General features: G+C 64.0%; 20 protein-coding genes. 9 read left to right on the forward strand and 11 right to left on the reverse strand.

Going from position 1 to position 16,785, the window contains the following annotated elements:
* Positions 1-194 precede the first annotated feature (194 nt).
* Complete coding sequence (locus EAO80_RS07400) at positions 195-956, forward strand: DNA-directed RNA polymerase subunit epsilon (RefSeq protein WP_122089282.1); 762 nt, start codon at positions 195-197, stop codon at positions 954-956.
* A 411-nt stretch (positions 957-1,367) separates the two neighbouring features.
* On the opposite strand, the gene EAO80_RS07405 is transcribed toward EAO80_RS07400, so the two are convergent.
* The 3 genes from EAO80_RS07405 to EAO80_RS07415 form a co-directional block, all read right to left on the reverse strand.
* Positions 1,368-1,853, reverse strand: coding sequence for a metal-dependent hydrolase (locus tag EAO80_RS07405; protein WP_122089283.1), 486 nt, complete (start codon positions 1,851-1,853; stop codon positions 1,368-1,370).
* Positions 1,853-2,353 carry a hypothetical protein gene (locus EAO80_RS07410; protein WP_122089284.1) on the reverse strand — a complete coding sequence of 167 codons (501 nt, stop codon included), beginning with the start codon at positions 2,351-2,353 and terminating at the stop codon, positions 1,853-1,855. Before EAO80_RS07410 ends, EAO80_RS07405 begins: the two co-directional genes overlap by 1 nt.
* A 458-nt stretch (positions 2,354-2,811) precedes the next feature.
* Complete coding sequence (locus tag EAO80_RS07415; RefSeq protein WP_211330661.1) at positions 2,812-4,020, reverse strand: MFS transporter; 1,209 nt, start codon at positions 4,018-4,020, stop codon at positions 2,812-2,814.
* A 188-nt stretch (positions 4,021-4,208) separates the two neighbouring features.
* On the opposite strand from EAO80_RS07415, the gene EAO80_RS07420 reads away from it, so the two are divergent.
* From EAO80_RS07420 to EAO80_RS07440, 6 genes are all read left to right on the forward strand, one after another.
* A complete protein-coding gene (locus EAO80_RS07420; RefSeq protein WP_122089285.1) occupies positions 4,209-5,396 on the forward strand; it encodes an ABC transporter substrate-binding protein in 1,188 nt (395 codons plus the stop codon).
* Positions 5,397-5,446: 50 nt separating this feature from the next.
* Entirely contained in the window at positions 5,447-6,544 is a 1,098-nt protein-coding gene (locus tag EAO80_RS07425; protein ID WP_122089335.1) for an ABC transporter substrate-binding protein, read from the forward strand.
* Positions 6,545-6,546: 2 nt separating this feature from the next.
* Positions 6,547-6,798: a hypothetical protein gene (locus tag EAO80_RS19590; RefSeq protein WP_162993915.1), complete on the forward strand. Its 252-nt coding sequence runs from the start codon at positions 6,547-6,549 to the stop codon at positions 6,796-6,798.
* Positions 6,795-7,724 (forward strand): NAD(P)/FAD-dependent oxidoreductase, encoded by a 930-nt coding sequence (locus EAO80_RS07430; protein ID WP_122089286.1) that lies wholly within the window; start codon positions 6,795-6,797, stop codon positions 7,722-7,724. The genes EAO80_RS19590 and EAO80_RS07430 overlap by 4 nt, the downstream gene beginning before the upstream one ends.
* Positions 7,725-7,829: 105 nt before the next feature.
* Entirely contained in the window at positions 7,830-8,303 is a 474-nt protein-coding gene (locus EAO80_RS07435; RefSeq protein WP_122089287.1) for an FKBP-type peptidyl-prolyl cis-trans isomerase, read from the forward strand.
* Between the two features lie 72 nt (positions 8,304-8,375).
* A complete protein-coding gene (locus EAO80_RS07440; protein ID WP_122089288.1) occupies positions 8,376-9,584 on the forward strand; it encodes a pyridoxal-phosphate-dependent aminotransferase family protein in 1,209 nt (402 codons plus the stop codon).
* 23 nt (positions 9,585-9,607) lie between these two features.
* Here the strand turns inward: EAO80_RS07440 and EAO80_RS07445 are convergent, their stop codons facing one another.
* The gene (locus EAO80_RS07445; protein ID WP_122089289.1) at positions 9,608-9,865 is read right to left on the reverse strand and encodes a hypothetical protein; all 258 of its coding nucleotides are present in this window, start codon (positions 9,863-9,865) and stop codon (positions 9,608-9,610) included.
* 158 nt (positions 9,866-10,023) lie between these two features.
* On the opposite strand from EAO80_RS07445, the gene EAO80_RS07450 reads away from it, so the two are divergent.
* On the forward strand, positions 10,024-11,202 hold the full coding sequence (locus EAO80_RS07450; RefSeq protein WP_245998521.1) for an MFS transporter: 1,179 nt from the start codon (positions 10,024-10,026) through the stop codon (positions 11,200-11,202).
* Positions 11,203-11,240: 38 nt separating this feature from the next.
* On the opposite strand, the gene EAO80_RS07455 is transcribed toward EAO80_RS07450, so the two are convergent.
* The 6 genes from EAO80_RS07455 to EAO80_RS07480 form a co-directional block, all read right to left on the reverse strand.
* Positions 11,241-11,450, reverse strand: a complete 210-nt coding sequence (locus EAO80_RS07455; protein WP_122089290.1) for a heavy-metal-associated domain-containing protein — start codon at positions 11,448-11,450, stop codon at positions 11,241-11,243.
* A gap of 84 nt (positions 11,451-11,534) precedes the next feature.
* Positions 11,535-11,765, reverse strand: coding sequence for a hypothetical protein (locus EAO80_RS07460; protein WP_122089291.1), 231 nt, complete (start codon positions 11,763-11,765; stop codon positions 11,535-11,537).
* 104 nt (positions 11,766-11,869) lie between these two features.
* Positions 11,870-12,109, reverse strand: coding sequence for a TrmB family transcriptional regulator (locus EAO80_RS07465; RefSeq protein ID WP_122089292.1), 240 nt, complete (start codon positions 12,107-12,109; stop codon positions 11,870-11,872).
* Positions 12,110-12,261: 152 nt separating this feature from the next.
* Complete coding sequence (locus tag EAO80_RS07470; protein ID WP_122089293.1) at positions 12,262-13,536, reverse strand: hypothetical protein; 1,275 nt, start codon at positions 13,534-13,536, stop codon at positions 12,262-12,264.
* A gap of 204 nt (positions 13,537-13,740) precedes the next feature.
* Positions 13,741-14,622, reverse strand: coding sequence for an SDR family NAD(P)-dependent oxidoreductase (locus EAO80_RS07475; protein ID WP_122089294.1), 882 nt, complete (start codon positions 14,620-14,622; stop codon positions 13,741-13,743).
* 124 nt (positions 14,623-14,746) lie between these two features.
* The gene (locus tag EAO80_RS07480; RefSeq protein ID WP_122089295.1) at positions 14,747-15,148 is read right to left on the reverse strand and encodes a DUF7344 domain-containing protein; all 402 of its coding nucleotides are present in this window, start codon (positions 15,146-15,148) and stop codon (positions 14,747-14,749) included.
* Positions 15,149-15,375: 227 nt separating this feature from the next.
* Between EAO80_RS07480 and EAO80_RS07485 the strand changes: the two genes are divergently transcribed.
* A complete protein-coding gene (locus EAO80_RS07485) occupies positions 15,376-15,993 on the forward strand; it encodes a class I SAM-dependent methyltransferase (RefSeq protein ID WP_122089296.1) in 618 nt (205 codons plus the stop codon).
* Positions 15,994-16,142: 149 nt separating this feature from the next.
* Here the strand turns inward: EAO80_RS07485 and EAO80_RS07490 are convergent, their stop codons facing one another.
* Entirely contained in the window at positions 16,143-16,457 is a 315-nt protein-coding gene (locus EAO80_RS07490) for a hypothetical protein (RefSeq protein WP_122089297.1), read from the reverse strand.
* Between the last annotated feature and the right edge of the window lie 328 nt (positions 16,458-16,785).

Below are 16,785 nucleotides of genomic sequence, written 5' to 3' on the forward strand. Positions count from 1 at the left end.
GATCGACCGAACGGGCAAACGGCCATTTAAGTGGTTCTCGCGATAAGGAGTAGATACGACGGGAAGCCCGGTTCTGCCGACGGTGTCACAGCGTTCAGCCGTGGCTCTCGCCCTCGAATCCGGGATCGACTTCGTCCAGTCGCCGTGACAGGTGGTCGAGGGATTGAACTACGGTCGGCTCCAACGGGACGGCAATGGGCTCCGACGCCGACCCCGAACCCGAACCGTCCGCGGAACACGGGTGGGAAAGCGGGTTCGACGGCGCGGAGTGGATCGATACCCGGTCGGGATCGGGATCGTTGACGCGCGCGGAAGCACAGCGGGACGGACTCGTCCGCCGCTGGGACGTCCTGACGCCGAGCGCGACGATCATCGGGCGCGCCGACTCGCCCGAAAACGACCTCTCGGAGAACGTCCGGCGACTCCACGACGAACAACACCCGGCGACGAAGGGCCATAGCACCCGCACGCACTACCTCGACCGACTGCGAACGACCCATGCACTCTGTAACGCGCTCGATCTCACGCCCTGGCAGCGCGACCGTGCCCTCGGCGTGATGGAGGACCTCGACCTCACCGCCTTCGGGAGCCAGCGGGCGATCCCGAAGGTCGCGCTCGTGGTGATCCGCCATATCGTCGACGTCGAACGCCGGAGCTACCTCGGGCTGGACGACCTCGACGCGAGGGCGATCACCGAATCGCGCCTCGAGGAGCTGTTCGGCCAGTACAAGGCAAACGACATCACTGACGAGCCGGCGTTCCGCCGACTCGCGGCCCAGCACGACCTCGATACGACGAGCCTCAACCGGCTCAGGCGCACGTTGAAGACGCAACTCGGGGAAGGGATCGGCGCGACTCCCTACGGCCGCAACCCGCATCGAGATCCCAACCTGCCGAGCGTGCGGGACGCGAACGAGACGCCGGACGAACCCAACGAACGAAACCCAAACGAGTAGCGCCCGTCAAACGAACGGCATTCGGCGACCCGGTGCGGTGTTGCAGACCGCTCCAATGGCAGGGGAACCGTTCAAGCGCGAACGGGATCGAATTCGTCCGTCATCCCTCGAAATCGTCTTCAACGGCGTTAGATGCGTCGGCCCAGCGACCCCGCTCATCGCGAAGTGAGAAACGTGTGATGGCCGCGGCGGGCCAGGACGGACAGTCCGGGCTCGCCACGGCCATAAAGTGGGAGCGGGCCGTTCGGTGGGTGGTTCGGACCCGAACGGCCTGAGCCATGGAAGTTGACAACCACAATACCCTCATACTGTACCACCCGGAGGGTACCGTAACCGACGGAGCGTTGTTGTATAGTTATTGATGCGTTAACCGATTTCGGATCGGGTCACGGGTGGAGTGAGGGAATCGCATCACCCCGATCGCTCGTCGAGCAGCCGAACGATCCCCGCGACAGCGCCCGCAACGAGTGCCGGCCAGCGGTCGGTACTCAGGTAGAGGCTCGGCGTCGGCGGCGCGTACTGGGTCAGCGGCCAGAGGATCGAATACGAGTGCCCCGAGAGGCTGACGAGAAAGAGGTCGATAGCGTGGTGGGTCGCCACCCCCAGAGCCAGCACCGAGAACACCCGGGTGCGATAGCGCGGGGCGACCAGCAGCGAGCCGATCGCGACGGCGAGGAGCGAACCGCTGAGAAAGTGCAGCGGGCTCCACGAGAAGGGGATTCCGAGAAGGGCTTCGACGGTGTGTTCGCTGATGAGGAGCTCGAACCGGTTGAGATCGGGGACGAACGATCCGATCATGGCGAGCGTCTTGTACTGTGGCGTGATCCACGACCAGCGCCACGAGAGCAGCGTCGCGAGCGCGTAGGCGATCAGTACGTGGGAGAGCCACTCGGCCATCAGTTCCACCCCCGAAGTCCCAGCGGAGTTTTCCGCTGGACGAACGCCCACTCGTCGGTGTCGATGCGCCAGCCACGGATGAAGCGGACGAGCGTCCACGTACCGCCGAGCAACGAGACGACGTACATGTAGCTCGATTCCCAGGGTTCACGAACCAGCGTCCGCTGGGCGGCGATCGACGTATCGGACTCGACGGTACCGAAAACCCGCAACTCTTCACCCTCGGCGACCGGCTCGTTGACGTTCGTGACCCGGAGTTCGAGCGGGTCACCGGTCGGGTTCTCGACGGCGATCACGACGGGATCGACGGCGACGACCGCGCCGGAGAGTTCGACCTGCTGGCCAATGGCATCGTCCGGGTCCTCGATCAGGAGCCGTTCGTTCGGGTAGTCGTTTCGCGTCGGGTCGGCCGTCGTCGCACCGTAACCGACGAAGAGGGCTCCGAGCACACAACAGAGGGTGATCACGGCGAGCACCCGTGCGGGCGGCGAATCGAGCATCAGTACAGTCGAATCCGGCCGGACGGGAGAACGTTCCGCTTGGCCCGAAGCGCGTTCCCGTCGCGCTGGTAGACGAATGGTGGTATGACTACCATACGCGAAATTCAACGAGCGCCTTTCCTGCAGTGAACGTCTCCATCCCGATGTTCGGAATTGGATATATATCAGAGCATATTGTATTAATTTCAACCACACGAAGACGATCTACATCAACATGGGACTCGTGACGGTGCTGTACACGCTAAGACAGGGACGCCGTACCCACGCGACGACCAGCCCGAGCGTGCCGACGGCAGTTATCTCGACGACGAGTACCCGGGTCAGTTCGAGTTCACCGATGCCGATCCCGGAGTCGACGGTGTCGACGCGGTTCGTGGTTGGCCGTGCGTCCGACCGGTGTTAGACCCCTAGGCACTCGATTCACGGGCGAAACGCCGACGGAATCGAGAGACGGGAGGTCACTCCTCGTGGGGCAGGCGAAGCGTGAGCAGCGTGATGAGGGCAACGAGCCCCGCGAGGACGGCGTAACCCTCGTCGAAGTATCCTCGCTGGGCCACGGCGCCGAACAGCACCGGCCCCATCGCCCCCATCATCGAGGCGAACGACCGAACCGCGCCGAGTCCGGTGCCCTGGATCTCCTCGGGGATCGTATCCGAGAGGTACGACTGGGTGATCGCCCCCGAGCCGAGCATCGTACTGACGAGTACGGTGACGACGACCAGCGAAGCGATGCTCTCGACGACCGGCAGCAGCGAGAACCCGACGATCGCCCCGGCGAGGACGACCGGCAGCGAGCGGCGGATCCCGATCCGATCGTAGGCCGTGCCGGCCGCGGGTTTGGCGACGATCCCGACCGCGAAAAACAGACCGAACAGCGTGCTCGAAACCGCCGGAGAGAGCCCCTTCTCCTGGATCAAATAGGTGGGATAGAACGCCGAGAACGTCTGGAGGATCCCGATATAGAGAAAGAGGATCACGGCCATGAACAGCAGTGTTGGGTCGCGAAGCTCCGCGAGCACGCTCCGCGCGCCGGCGATCGAGAACCCGCCGTTTTCCTCGGTCGCGCCGTCCGCGGCCGCCGGCAGGGTCAGCCAGATGGTAACGCCGACCGCCACCAGAACGGGAATGACCAACCCGAGGCCGACCTGCCAAGTCAGCACGCCCGCGATCGCGCCGGCGACCGGCGGGAGGACCGTCTGGCCGGTGTCGCCCGCCGCCATCGTGATGCCCAGTGCCCGCCCGATCCGCTTTGGATACAGCTCCGAGAGGGCGGTGATCCGGGCGACGGGGTACAGCGACAGCCCCAGCCCGAACAGCCCGGTCGCGGCGAACAGCGCGACCGCCGTGGGGGCGAGGACGACCAGGAGCAGGCCGGTCGTGGCGATTCCCACGCTCGCGGTCATCACCGCCCGCTCGCCGCGCCGGTCGGCCAACACGCCCCCGGGAACCTGGCCGATCGCGTAGCCGAGCCAGATGAGCGTCACCAGAAAGCCGGCGGTGGTGAGCGTCAGGTCGAAGTCCGCGCTGAGCGACGGGAGCAACACCGGGAAGATCATCCGCGTGCCGTTGAGCAGTCCCCACCCGAGCGCGATTACGATCAGCAGCTTGCCCCTGCCGCCCGCCCAGAGCCCGCTTGCCTCCCGCCGGAGGGATGCCAGTCGATCCATCGCGAGTCCCTAGGCGGGAGTCGAGTCGGGGGGAATAACCCTTTCCTGTCCACCCTCGTCTGCCGGTTTCTCAGCCCAGATACCGCCATCCAGGGCGTCCCATAGCGGTACGGCTTCCCACCCCTCTCCCTTGTTTAGGTCTGCCTAATAATCGAAACGACTTTATATATTTAGGCAAGCCTAAATCCATGGAATGCAAACTGGCGTGCCCCGGAGGAACGACGCGGCGTGAGTACCTGGCGTACGGCGGCGCGGTCGTCGGTGGCAGTCTGCTCGCGGGCTGTATGGGCGAAACGAGCGAGGCGGACGAGGGGTCCGCAGGAAGCACCGGGAACGGGGATTCGTACACGGTGACGATGTCTCCCACCGGCGAGGTCACGTTCGACGCACCGCCCGAGAGCGTGTTCACGCGGCTGACCCACCATGCCGGCATGGCGTTCGCCCTCGGGCGCGGCAACGGGGTTAACGCGATGCACGCGCCTGCACACTACGACGCGCTGTGGAACCAGTTCGTCGAGCGCCTCCCCGGCGTCTCGCTCGACTGGTCGGGGGTGTACTCCTCGTGGGAGCCCGAAAAGGAAGCGCTGTACGAACTCGACAGTGACGTTCATCTCGCGGATCCAGCGGGGGTCGCGCGGGACACCGGCTGGAGCCGGGACGACTTCGACGAGATCGCCGAGAACGTCGGCCCCTGGTTCGGCAACTCGCTGAGCGATCTCCACCAGGAGCCTCCCGAGGAGTGGGCGGACGGCTACGAGTACTACACGCTGTGGGAGCAGTTCGAGCTCGTCGCGGAGGCGTTTCAGGAGCAGGCCCGATACCGGGAGCTCGCGGCGATCCGCGAGGAGGTGCTCGGGGCCGTCGAGGCGGATCTCCCGCTGGCCGACGAGCGCCCGACGCTCGCGCTGGTCGGCCTGAGCGATATCGAGGAGATCTACGTCTACGCCACCGATGCGCCCGGGTTTCTGTCGTCTCACCTCCGTCCGTTCGAGCCCGACGACGCGTTCGACGGTGCGGTCACCACCAACGCCCAAGTGGACATGGAGGCGCTGCTGGAGGCGGATCCCGACGTGATCCTCGCGCTCGGTGGGATGGCTCCGGAGACGGAGATGGCGACGATCCGGGACGACCTGCGTGATCACCCGGTCGCCCGCGAGATCGCCGCGGTCGAGAACGACCGCATCTACGCCCAGGGCGCACGGTACCAGGGCCCGGTTCTCAACCTGTTTCAGATCGAGATGGTCGCGAAACAGCTCTACCCCGAGCGGTTCGGCGCGTGGCCGGTCTACGAGAGCGGTCCCTACCCCGAGATCCCACGTGACGAACAGCTGTTCGACCGTGAGCGAGTCGCGGAGATCATCAACGGGGAGATCTGATGGCTGGCGAAGTCCACATCCGATGCGGGTCGCCGACACGGCGCGAGTACATGGTATACGGTAGTGCAGTCGTCGGCAGTGGTTTGCTTGCGGGGTGTACGAGCGATACGGACGGAAGTACGACCGCGAGCGGTGACGGGGGGACGGACGATTCCTCGTACTCGGTGACGATGGAGCCGGTCGGGACCGTCGAGTTCGACTCCGTTCCCGAAACGTGGATCCCCTACACCGGGGACTACGCCGACATGGGCGTCGCGCTCGGGCAGGGCGACGGCCTGTCGGCCATCGGCGTCAGTGCCCGGTTCGGCTCGCACCTCTACGAGGAGCTACCCGGCGTTTCGGTCGATCAGGACGGGATCACGGAGCTGTATCAGGACGGTACGGGCAAGGAGATATTCTACGAACTCGACGCCGACGTCCACGTCATCGACCCGAACTTCATGGTCAACCGGCTGCAGTGGGACGAGGCGGACGTCGAGGAGATCCGCGAGAACGTCGCCCCGTTTTTCGGCAACACGGTCTTCTCGCAGGTGTACGACTGGCACGACTACGAGTACTACACGCTCTACGAGGCCTTCGAGAAGCTCGCGGCGGTGTTCCAGCAACGGGAACGCTACACGGCCTTCGAGGAGTATCACGACGAAGTGCTCGCCGATGTCCAGTCACGCCTCCCCGATGAGACGCCGAATATCGCGGTGCTGTACCCCGAGGGTGTCCCGCCGGAGGCGTTCTACCCGTATCTGATCGGATCGGGAACACAGTCGAAACACTGGAACGACCTGAACGTCGGGGACGCGCTGGCACAACACGACATCACGGACGCGCAGGCCGGCAACGGCGGCACCATCGATTACGAGACCCTCTTGGAGATCGATCCGGACGTCCTCGCGATCAGACTGCAGGGCGAGATCACCGACGAGTACTTCGAAGAAGAGATCGCCTCACACCTCCGAAACCACGACGTCGCGAGCGATCTGCAGGCGGTCGAAAACGACCGTATCGTCTACGGTGGGTTGACCTACCAAGGTCCGATCATCCACCTCTTCCAGCTCGAACGGGCTGCACAAGGACTTTATCCCGAGGAATTCGCCGGAAGCGAGTTGTTCGATCGCCAGCGGGTCGCCGACATCGTCACGGGGAAGTTCTGACCGTGAGCGAACACGACGTCACCCCTCGGACATCGGGCGACGGAGCGTCGAACCGGGCGTCCCCCGTGCCCTCCACGGGAATGGGCGCCAGAGTGTGGGCCATCGCGTATCGCTACCGCGACCCGGCGGATTACGGAATCCCGACGCTTCCGGGGTGGACGGTCAGCCGGACGGAAAACGGCGGTATCGCGTTCCACGCCACCGACGGAGAGCCGTTTATCCGAGCCGACAGACCGGTATCGATCCGACGATGAGTAGTACCGACGCCACCGCAGAGCGCACCGCGTTCGAGTACGACGTCGTCATCGTCGGCGGCGGTCCTGCGGGCTGTTCGGCGGGCGTGTTTACCGCCCGATACGGGCTCGAAACGGCGATCTTCGACCGTGGGAACTCCTCGATTCGACGATGTGCGCACCTCGGGAACTACCTCGGCTTCCCCGCGGGGATCGATGTCGAGACCTTCTACGGGCTGATCCACGATCACGCCGAGGAAGCCGGCTGTACGGTCATCGCGGACATGGTCGAGTCCGTCGAGCGAACCGACGGCGGCGGATTCCTGATCGAGACACAGGACGGCAGAACGGTCAGGACCGAACGCGTCGTCGCGGCCGCGAGATACGACGCGGAGTACCTCCGACCGCTCGGCGACGGGAAAGCGATGTTCGAGACGCACGAGCACGGCGGGGAGACACACGAACAGTTCGACCGCGAGTATCCGAACGAGGACGGAACGACGCCGATCGACGGAGTGTACGTGGCAGCACCGGCGACGGACGCGGAAGCGCAAGCGATCACGTCGGCTGGTCACGGTGCGCGCGTCGGCAGGACGGTTCTCGCGGACGTCAGACGTGATCGCGGGTTCCCCGACACCATCGCCGAACAGTACGACTGGATCCGCAGGGAGTCGGACCTGAGTGGCGAGTGGGCCGACCGGGGGCGGTGGCGCGAGTGGTTCGACGAACGGGTTCCGGACGATCACGACCTCGACGAGGAACGGTTCCTCGACCTCCGCGAGCGGGAACTCGACCGGAAGTTCGACGCCTATCTCTCCACTAGCGAGATCGAACGACGGACCGAGCGCGCTCAGAGACGGCTCCTCGACCATCTCGATGACGAGCTCGTTCTCGAAACCGCGCGCGAAATCGAAGCCGAACGGGAGAGACGGGAAGCGAACGAATAACTCCCCAGCGGGAGTCAAAGAGCAGTAGTTGTCTCCACGGGCCACGAACAGTGGACAGCAACCCGTATCTGTGGTCTTTTCCGTCTTCGGGGGCTACGGATCGCTATGGGAATCGAACCCGGCGATCAGGCGACGATCGAGTACACCGGACGACTGACTGACGAGGAGGGGACGGTCTTCGATACGTCCCACGAGGAAGTCGCCGAGGAATCCGGGCTGGCCGAATCCCAGCCCGAGCGAGAGTACGAACCACTGACCGTCGAGCCCGGCGCGGGCCAGCTCATCGAAGGGTTCGACGAGGGGCTTATCGGGCTCGAGGAGGGCGACACCGAGACGATCACCGTTCCCCCGGAGAAGGGCTACGGCGCGGAGGACGAGGAGCAGGTCATCGAACAGGAGCGCGACGGGTTCGACGAGATGCTCGGCCAGCCCCCCGAGGAGGGGATGATGATCCAGACCGAACAACAGCAGGTCGGGGAGATCGTCGACGTCACCGAGGACGTCGTCCGGATCGACTTCAACCACGAGCTCGCCGGCGAGACCCTCGAGTTCGACGTCGAAGTCGTCTCGATCGACTGAGAGCGAGCCACACGACGTGAACGGCGGAACCGGAACGGTCGGTTTTTACCTCGCTACGGGCAGAGGTGAAGTATGAACGACGCACCCGAGCTCGGCGAGCTCGTTCCGCCGGATCGAACGCTGATGGGTCCCGGTCCAAGCGACGTCCACCCGCGCGTGCTCCGCTCGATGGCGACGCCGCTGGTGGGGTATCTCGACGACTACTGCGTCGAGATCATGAACGACATCCAGGAGGGGCTTCGCTATCTCTTCGAAACCGACAACGAACACACGCTGGCGGTCAGCGGCACCGGTTCGGCCGCGATGGAGACCGCCTTCGCGAACCTCGTCGAACCCGGTGAGACGGTTCTGGTCCCCGATAACGGCTACTTCGGGGCGCGCATGGGCGAGATCGCGGAGCGCGCCGGCGGCGAGATCCACACGGTAAGCGCGCCGTGGGGCGAGCCGCTGGATCCCGCGGACGTCGAGGCGGCCTTCGACGAACACTCCCCGACCGTCTTCGGGTTCGTCCACGGCGAGACCTCGACGGGTGTCCGACAGACGAACGTCCCGGAGCTGACCGAGATCGCCCACGCGAACGACGCCTACACGATCGCGGATACCGTCGCCTCGCTCGGTGGCGTGGAGTTCCGGACCGACGGGTGGGACGTCGACGTCGTGTATTCGGGCTCCCAGAAGTGTCTCTCGGCGCCACCGGGTGCCAGCCCGATCACGTTCACCGATCGCGCGATGGAGAAGGTTCACGCCCGCGAGGAGCCCGTCCGGTCGTGGTATCTCGACCTCGAAGGCGTCTGGGAGTACTGGGGCGACGAGCGAAACTACCATCACACCGCCCCAGTTTCGACGCTGTACGCGCTGCGCGAGGCGCTGCGACTGCTCGCCGAGGAGGGGCTCGAAGCGACGTGGGACCGCCACGAGCGCGTCGCGGGCGCGCTCGCGTCGGGCGTCGACGCGATGGGCGTCGGCCTGAACGTCGCCGAGGAGCACTGGCTGCCGACGCTCAACCCCGTTCGTGTTCCAAACGGCATCGACGAGGGCGAGGTCATCGACCGGCTCGTGGACGAACACGGGATCGAGATCGTCGGCGGGCTCGGCGCGCTCGACGGCGAGATCTTCCGCGTCGGCTGCATGGGCCACTCGGCCCGACCGGCGAACGTCACGCAGTTCATCGCCGCCTTCGGGTCGGTGTTGGCCGAAGAAGGAGCGGACGTCGACCCCGAGGCCGGGGCCGGAGCCGCGGCGAGCGCGCTCGGGCCGGACGCACTCGAAGAGACGATCTAAGGGACCGAACAGGGAGTCCGCACTTAGGCGGCGCTCGCGGCGGCGAGTACGGCGCTGATCAACAGTGCGATCGAGCTCCATGCGAACCCGATCGCCCCGAGTACCGCTCCGATTCCGACCGGGGAAACCGGTGAAGTCCACGGGGTCACCACACCGATCAAGACGCCCGCGAACAGGGCACTCCCCGCGGCGGCGAGAGCCAGCGCACGCGCTACCCGGATCGCACACGCTCGATCCTCGGCGAACGGCTCGCGACGCCCGTAACCGGAGAGTATCGACATGATTTTATTACTTTTACTTAGTAAAGATAGTATATAATAAACTTTCTGCTGATATCGGAACGGTGGGAACGACCGATGCCGGAGGGGCAACGGGGTGATCGGAACACCGATGAGTCGACGAACGGAGGATTGATGCCGACCCGATCGGAGGGGAAGCCATGATCGAGCGGGCACGAACGCGGATGTTGGCCGTCGTCAGTAGCGCGCTCTTTCTGTCCGTTCTCGTCTGGTTCAACTACTCGGCGGTGCTTCCCGCGATCGTCGCCGACTGGGGGCTTTCAGGGACACATGCCGGGATCGTCTTCGCCGCGTTTCAGGCGGGCTACCTCGCCGCGATCGTCCCCATCGGGATGCTCGTCGACCGACGCTCGCCGCGAGGGGTAATCGCCATCGGCGCGACGGTGACGGGCGGGGCGAGCCTGTTGTTCGCGCTGTTCGCGACGGGCGTGATCAGCGGGACTGCCCTCCGATTCATCGCCGGCGTCGGTATGGCAGGGGTATACGTCCCCGGGATGCGGTTCGTCGCCGAGTGGTACGTCGAAGCCGATCGCGGGACGGCGATGGGCGTCTACGTCGGAACCTTCTCCGCGGGCAGCGGGTTGTCGTTCCTGTTCGCGGGGACGATCGCGGCGGCCCTCGACTGGCGGACGGCGATCGCCGCGACGAGTATCGGAGCCCTCGGGGTCGCCCCCGTGATCCTCGGCTTAGGACGGGATGCTCCCGGCGTGGACCGAGCGGAGGGTGGCTTCGACCTCGGTGTCCTTCGGAACCGTGCATACCTCGCCGCTGTCGGCGTCTACTCGTGGCATAACTGGGAGCTCTTCGGGATGCGAAACTGGCTACCGGCGTTTCTCGTGACGGTGCCGGCCATCGCCGCGACCGAATCGCCGGCGTTCACCGCGAGCACGCTCGTCGGAACAGCCGTCGCGCTCGGAGGACCCGGTAACCTCGTCGGCGGCGCACTCAGCGATCGGGTAGGACGAATTAGAGTGATCGCGATCGCGTTAGTAGTAAGCGGGCTGATCAGCGCTACTCTCGGGTTGCTGGGCGGACTCCCGATCGCGCTGCTGGTGGCGGTCGTGCTCGTCTACGGGATCGCGATCACGATGGACAGCGCGCCGACCTCGACGACCGTGACCGAAGTCGTCGCCCCCGAACGGATGGGGACGGCGCTGTCAGTCCAGTCGTTCATCGGATTCAGCACGACGGTCGTCTCGCCGGTCGTCTTCGGCTGGGCGCTCGATCGGGGCGGCTACGAGCTCGCGTTTCCGACGCTTGCGGCCGGTGCGGCCGCGGGACTCGTCTGCGTCGGTACGTTGTGGGCCGCCGCTCGATAATGTGGTGCCGTGCGCGAATCCGGTCCACGTCGCGACCGTCACTCGATGTCGTACCCGAGCTCGCGAGTGGTGATCTCGATCCGTTCGCCCGCGAGGACGTCCTCGTCGTATCTCACCATCACATCGCCGCTGTCCGCATCGGTTTCGACGCCCATCACGCCGTCGAGCTCCCCCAGCTCGTCGGTGATCGCTCGGCTGTTCTCGGAGTCGAGGTCGACAACGGTGAAGCTCACAGTGCTCTGTGCCATAGGCAGATGTAGCACGGCGAAACGGAAGACACTGCTGGCGCGGAGCTCACCGGTCACTCGGCTCCGTCCCGCGATACCGCTCTCTTACGGCTCATCGGGGGAATCGACGCCGACACCGGGATCGGCGTCCGAACTCGTGGCACTACGATAGCGATCGCTCGCGGTTCGGATCCGCTCGTCGTACTCCTCGCGGGTGATCTCGTCGGTCGCGAGCTTCGCCTGTGCGGTCTCGACGGCATCGATGAACGCCGCCTCGGCGGGAGGGAGTTCAGGGTCGTCCGATCCGAGTTCCGCAGCGAGGTGAGTGGTGTCCATAGGTGTTCTAGAGCCGTCAGGGGTAAAGGCGCGCGTTCGTCGGCAGAATAGGAGGAACATTCCGGGAGCCCGCCTGTAGGAGGAGAACCACGAAACGGGTCGGCTCAGGCAACGAGGGAGACTGTCTCGCCGGTGCGCGTGACCAGCCCCTCGCTTTCGAGCGTCCGAAGGACGGGAAACAGCGAGAGCTGTTTCATATCCAGCGTCGACCGAAGCTCGGTAACGGTCGCCTCCTCGCGGGTGCTCATGTAAAGGTAGACGAGCTTCGAGTTGCTCGACTCGAGAGATGTCGGGAGTGGGTCGGTGGTTGTGCCGTGATCGTAGTTGGATCGGGTCGTGCTCATCGTCCTGTCTGTAACGAACCCGTTCTGGTGTATAAACGCCACCCATATATAGTTCGATTAGATAGTATGTCATAATATGTCCCTAATATAGATCTGTCAGGACGCCGCGCCCACGAGGGACAACGGGAGTACGAACGGGGACCGGAGCGCGATCAGGCACTCACGGCGAGCGACGGCTGTTCGTCCTCGGTTCCGGTCTCGAACGTCACCGACTGGGTCGCCGTCGTTTCGTTGTCGAAGACGAACGTTTCGGATCTATCGTCGTACTCGACGGTCACTTCGGTCTCCTCGGCGTAGTGGAACTGGCGATCGTAGAGCGCGGTGCCGTTCTCGTCCGTCGGGGTGGCCTGCCCGTTGAACGTCACCGTCTCGCCTTCGACGGGATCGCCGCTCCCGTCGACCACGGTTGCTTCGACGGTCGCCCAGTAGACGTGAAAGCGGTCGACTTCGACGGTGTGCTCGAGGTCGTCGCCGTCGATAGCGATCGTCTCGCTGTAGCCCCAATCGCCGCCCGTTTGGTAGACCAGCAGTTCGTACTCGCCGTCTTCGAGGCCTTCGAACGTGGCCATCTCGCCGGAGCGGTCCTCGCCGATGGTCTCGTTGTCCTGCTGAAGGCGGTAGGTGGCGTCAGTCGCGGGCTCGCCGGTCACGACGTCCTCTGCGTATACCGTGAGCGTGTGTGTCTCGTCACCGGAGACGGTGACCGTCTCGGTCGACTCGCCTTCCTCGAGGAAGACCGATCGCTCCTCGTCGCCGACCTGGACGATCATCTCGATCACGTCCGTCGGATCGGAGCTCTGTCCCTCGAGGACGACCCGGCCGTCCTCGTCGGTGGTGTACTCGTCGGCGGTATCGGTCGCGCCAACGGCCCACGCGGTGATGGTCTCGCCCTCGATCGGGTTGCCGTCCTCGTCGACGACTTCGATGGTAGTTTGAAGGGAGTGCATCTCGGTGCCGTCGTCCCCGCTCCCCTCGTCGGATCGAACGTCTTCGTCGCCGTCGTCTGTCGTGTCGTTCCCGTCCGTCTCGTCGGTCCCATCGGAACCGTCCTCGCCGGCATCGCTGTCGTCGGTATCGTTCTGTTCGCCACCGTTCCGGGACTCGTCGGTCCCACCGTCCGCATCGGTGCTGACGTCGCTCGACGTCGCTTCGTCGTCCGAATTGTCGACAGCCGATTCGGACGATCCCTCGTCGTCGGAGGTCTCATCGGACGCGTCGTTGCCGGTGGTATCGGTCCCCGACTCGCCGGTACCAGCACTACCGTTCGAGGAGGATCCCTCACCGTCCGCCCCGTCCGCACCCGCTACGACGCCGGCCCCGGCCTGGTCGTCTCCGCTGTCAGCGTCTTCGAGTTCCCCCTCCCCATCGGAGGCGGGATCGTCAGTATCGGCTGGTCCGTCCGTCCCCCAGCCGGCACAACCGGCCATCAGTACGGTGAAACAGACGAGAAGGAGTATAATCGTGTGTCGTGATCGTCCCATGAGATATTACTTGCATGTTTTTATTTTCGTAACTAAATAGGTGTTACTTCAATAAATCGAGAGGAACGCATCGCAACGAGGTAGGTCGGTCTCGACTGGAGAGACGAGGCGGCCACGAGGGGCCCAGTCACGACCGCCTCACGCAAGCGCTCAAGGCCAGTCGGGTTCGATCCCGACGATGTCGGCGCTGACGCGCCAGAGGCGCTCTCGGAACTCGGGCTCGGATGCGACCGGTGCCGGATCCGTCGGTCCGTCGTCGCTGACGTACTGGCCCGAGCGTTCCGCGTACTCCGTACCGGTTGCGAGTTCGACGAGTCGGTCGGCCCCCGCCTCGACCGTCGTGCCGATACCGGGAGCGAGCGACGCGAGGCGGACGAACAACCGCGTGGGGAGCGACGCGCCCCGAAACAGTCCCGTCGAAGGGATGAATCCCGGATGAAAACAGTTCGCGACGATGGCGTCATCGACGGTTTCGAGGCGATCGGCGAGTTCGAGAGTGAACGCGACGTTCGCCAGTTTCGAGCGGGCATAGGCGTCGATCGCGCTGTAGTCGCGCTCCAGTCGGAGATCCTCGAAATCCAGTTCCCCGCGGGAATGGACTCCGGAGGCGGTTATGACGACACGCGCACGGTCGCTCTCGCGGAGCAGGTCCATGAAATCGTGCGTGAGCAGGTACGGCGCGAGGTGGTTGACCGCGAACGTCAGTTCGACGCCGTCGTCGGTGATGGTGCGGTCCGGCGTCGAGAGTCCGGCGTTGTGGGCGAGCACGTCGAGGTGGTCATACGCGCGTGTGATCTCGGCCGCCAGTTCCCGGACCGCGTCCTGGGTCGCGAGGTCGGCCCGATGGAACGCGACCGACCCGGTCGTCGATTCCGAGAGGTCCTCGGCGAGTCGGTTCCCCCGGTCGGCATCTCGTCCGACGATCGCGACGGTCGCCCCCCGTGATGCGAGTTTGCGGGCCGAAACGGCACCGATCCCGCTCGTGGCGCCGGTCAGAAGCACCGTCGAGTCGCCGTCGATGAACTGGCTCATACGTCGTCTTCGTCGAGCAGCTACAAAACGAACGAGGAATCGTACGGGCCACCGTATCCGAGGGAGACGTTCGGTTCGTCGACTCGTTTCGAGCCGACGCTACGGTCGAAACCGACGATAGCGCTCAGGACCTCGTGAGGACGACGTCGCCGGGATCTGATTCCTCGACCGGAAGCCAGTCGAGCCGCGGCGGTCGATGGTGGGAGACCGTTCCCGTGACGAGTGCTTGGCGGGCACAGTCCGCAACCGAGTTCCGCTGTTCCGGGAGACACGCCAGTCGTGACTCGGCGTCGTACTCGATGGCCCCGCAGTCGGCCAGCGCCGGAAGGTCGCGCTCCCGGATCGTCTCCGCGACAGTCGCTGGATCGCCACCCACCCGCGGGGCGATTCGCTCGGCGAGTTCGTCGACGGAGGCGGGGTAGGTACAGGCACCGAGGTATCGAAGCACGTACCAGCGATGACGGTTCGGTTCCGGTGGAACGGGGTGGGAAACGATCGCGCCGCATCCCGGGTCGGATTTGGACATGCTATATCACGACATTGACGCCGAAGTATATAGTAGTTTGGGCACTAATAGATCGTAATTGGTAGTAATAGGAAGATAATTGGACTTATTATAGGATGTTCGTTTTCTACTTCGGATGGAAACTAGATGTTCCTCGGAAAGAATTGGACTCAGTCCGGTGGTTCGCAACGGGATACTCGGCTCGTCGTTTCGCGCAGTATATACTGTACACGCACGTGGAACGATCCATGCGCCCGGACGATGTTCGTCAGGATTGGGCCGACCGATCCGGACGGTTCTCACCGGAGTACTACGCCCAGCTCGGACCGAACGAGGTGAGCGAGACGCTCGCTGACGTGCTCACACACTACGTGGATGACTCCGCCGCGATCCTCGAAGTGGGATGCGGGTCGGGCCGCCATTTGGCGTACCTGCTGGAGCGGGGCTTCGGGAACCTCACTGGGATCGACATCAACGGCGACTCGTTTTCAGTGATGGCCGAACAGTACCCACGCCTCGCGAACGCGGGGACGTTTCATACTGGCGCCATCGAAACCCACCTTCCGGAGTTCGACGACGACGCGTTCGACGTCGTCTACTCGGTCGAGACGCTCCAGCACATCCACCCGGACGACGAGTGGGTGTTCGAGGAGTTCGCCCGCATCACGGACGACCTGCTCGTGACAGCGGAAAACGAGGGGAACGGACCGACGCGCGGTCGGGCGGAGACGCCCGTCAGCTACGTCGACGACGAGTTCCCCCTGTATCACCGCGACTGGAAGACGGTCTTTACCAATCGGGGGTTCGTCCAGTTGATACGCGAGCCCACGTCACGGGACACGATACGCGTGTTTCGCGTGATGTAACTCCCCGATGGTCCGCGTTCGGAGAACGTCGCTCCTCAACAGGCGCGTCACACGTGAACGGACCAGCGAAATAGCGAGTCTACACACGTAGCTTCTCGGGAAGGATAAAAAAACGGAATGCGAATCACGGGGAACGGAACGTCCCGACTTCAGAGGTCCTCTTCGGAGTCGTTCTCCATCTCGGAGTCGTTGCCGAGGCCCTCGGAATCGTTCTCGGAGTCGTTCTCCATCTCGGAGTCGTTGCCGAGGCCCTCGGAATCGTTCTCGGAGTCGTTCTCCATCTCGGAATCGTTCTCCATCTCGGAACCGTTCTCCTCACCGAGGCCTTCGGAGTCGTTCTCGGAGTCGTTCTCCTCACCGTCTCCGTTACCCTCGGAGTCGTTGTTTGTACAACCGGCGAGCGCGAAGACGCTCGCTGCACCTGCCGCTTCAACAAACCGTCGTCGACTGAGTTTCTTCTGCATAGCTGAGTGCCTCATTCCGTCTGGACGCCCTTGGCGCTTTACTACCCGCAGTCTAAACCGTTGATTTTGATTTCACGTCTGAATATGATTCTGAAAACGTCTGAATACGGCCGAATACATAATATTACTTATGTATGTATTTTACTCTGATTGGACTTCAGTAACGGGCTTTCGTATCTCGTTATTGCTATTATATAAGTAATCAGTATTAAATTTGTATAATATATTGTATTTTCTGATCAGGGATGATTCTATCGGCATATGAACGGGGTACGGAAGAGTCAGTGCCCGAGGATCGAAGGAGTATCCGACGGATCCGAAAGGTCGA

The sequence above is a fragment of the Halalkalicoccus subterraneus genome, from assembly GCF_003697815.1.
GTDB classification, from domain to species: Archaea; Halobacteriota; Halobacteria; order Halobacteriales; family Halalkalicoccaceae; genus Halalkalicoccus; species Halalkalicoccus subterraneus.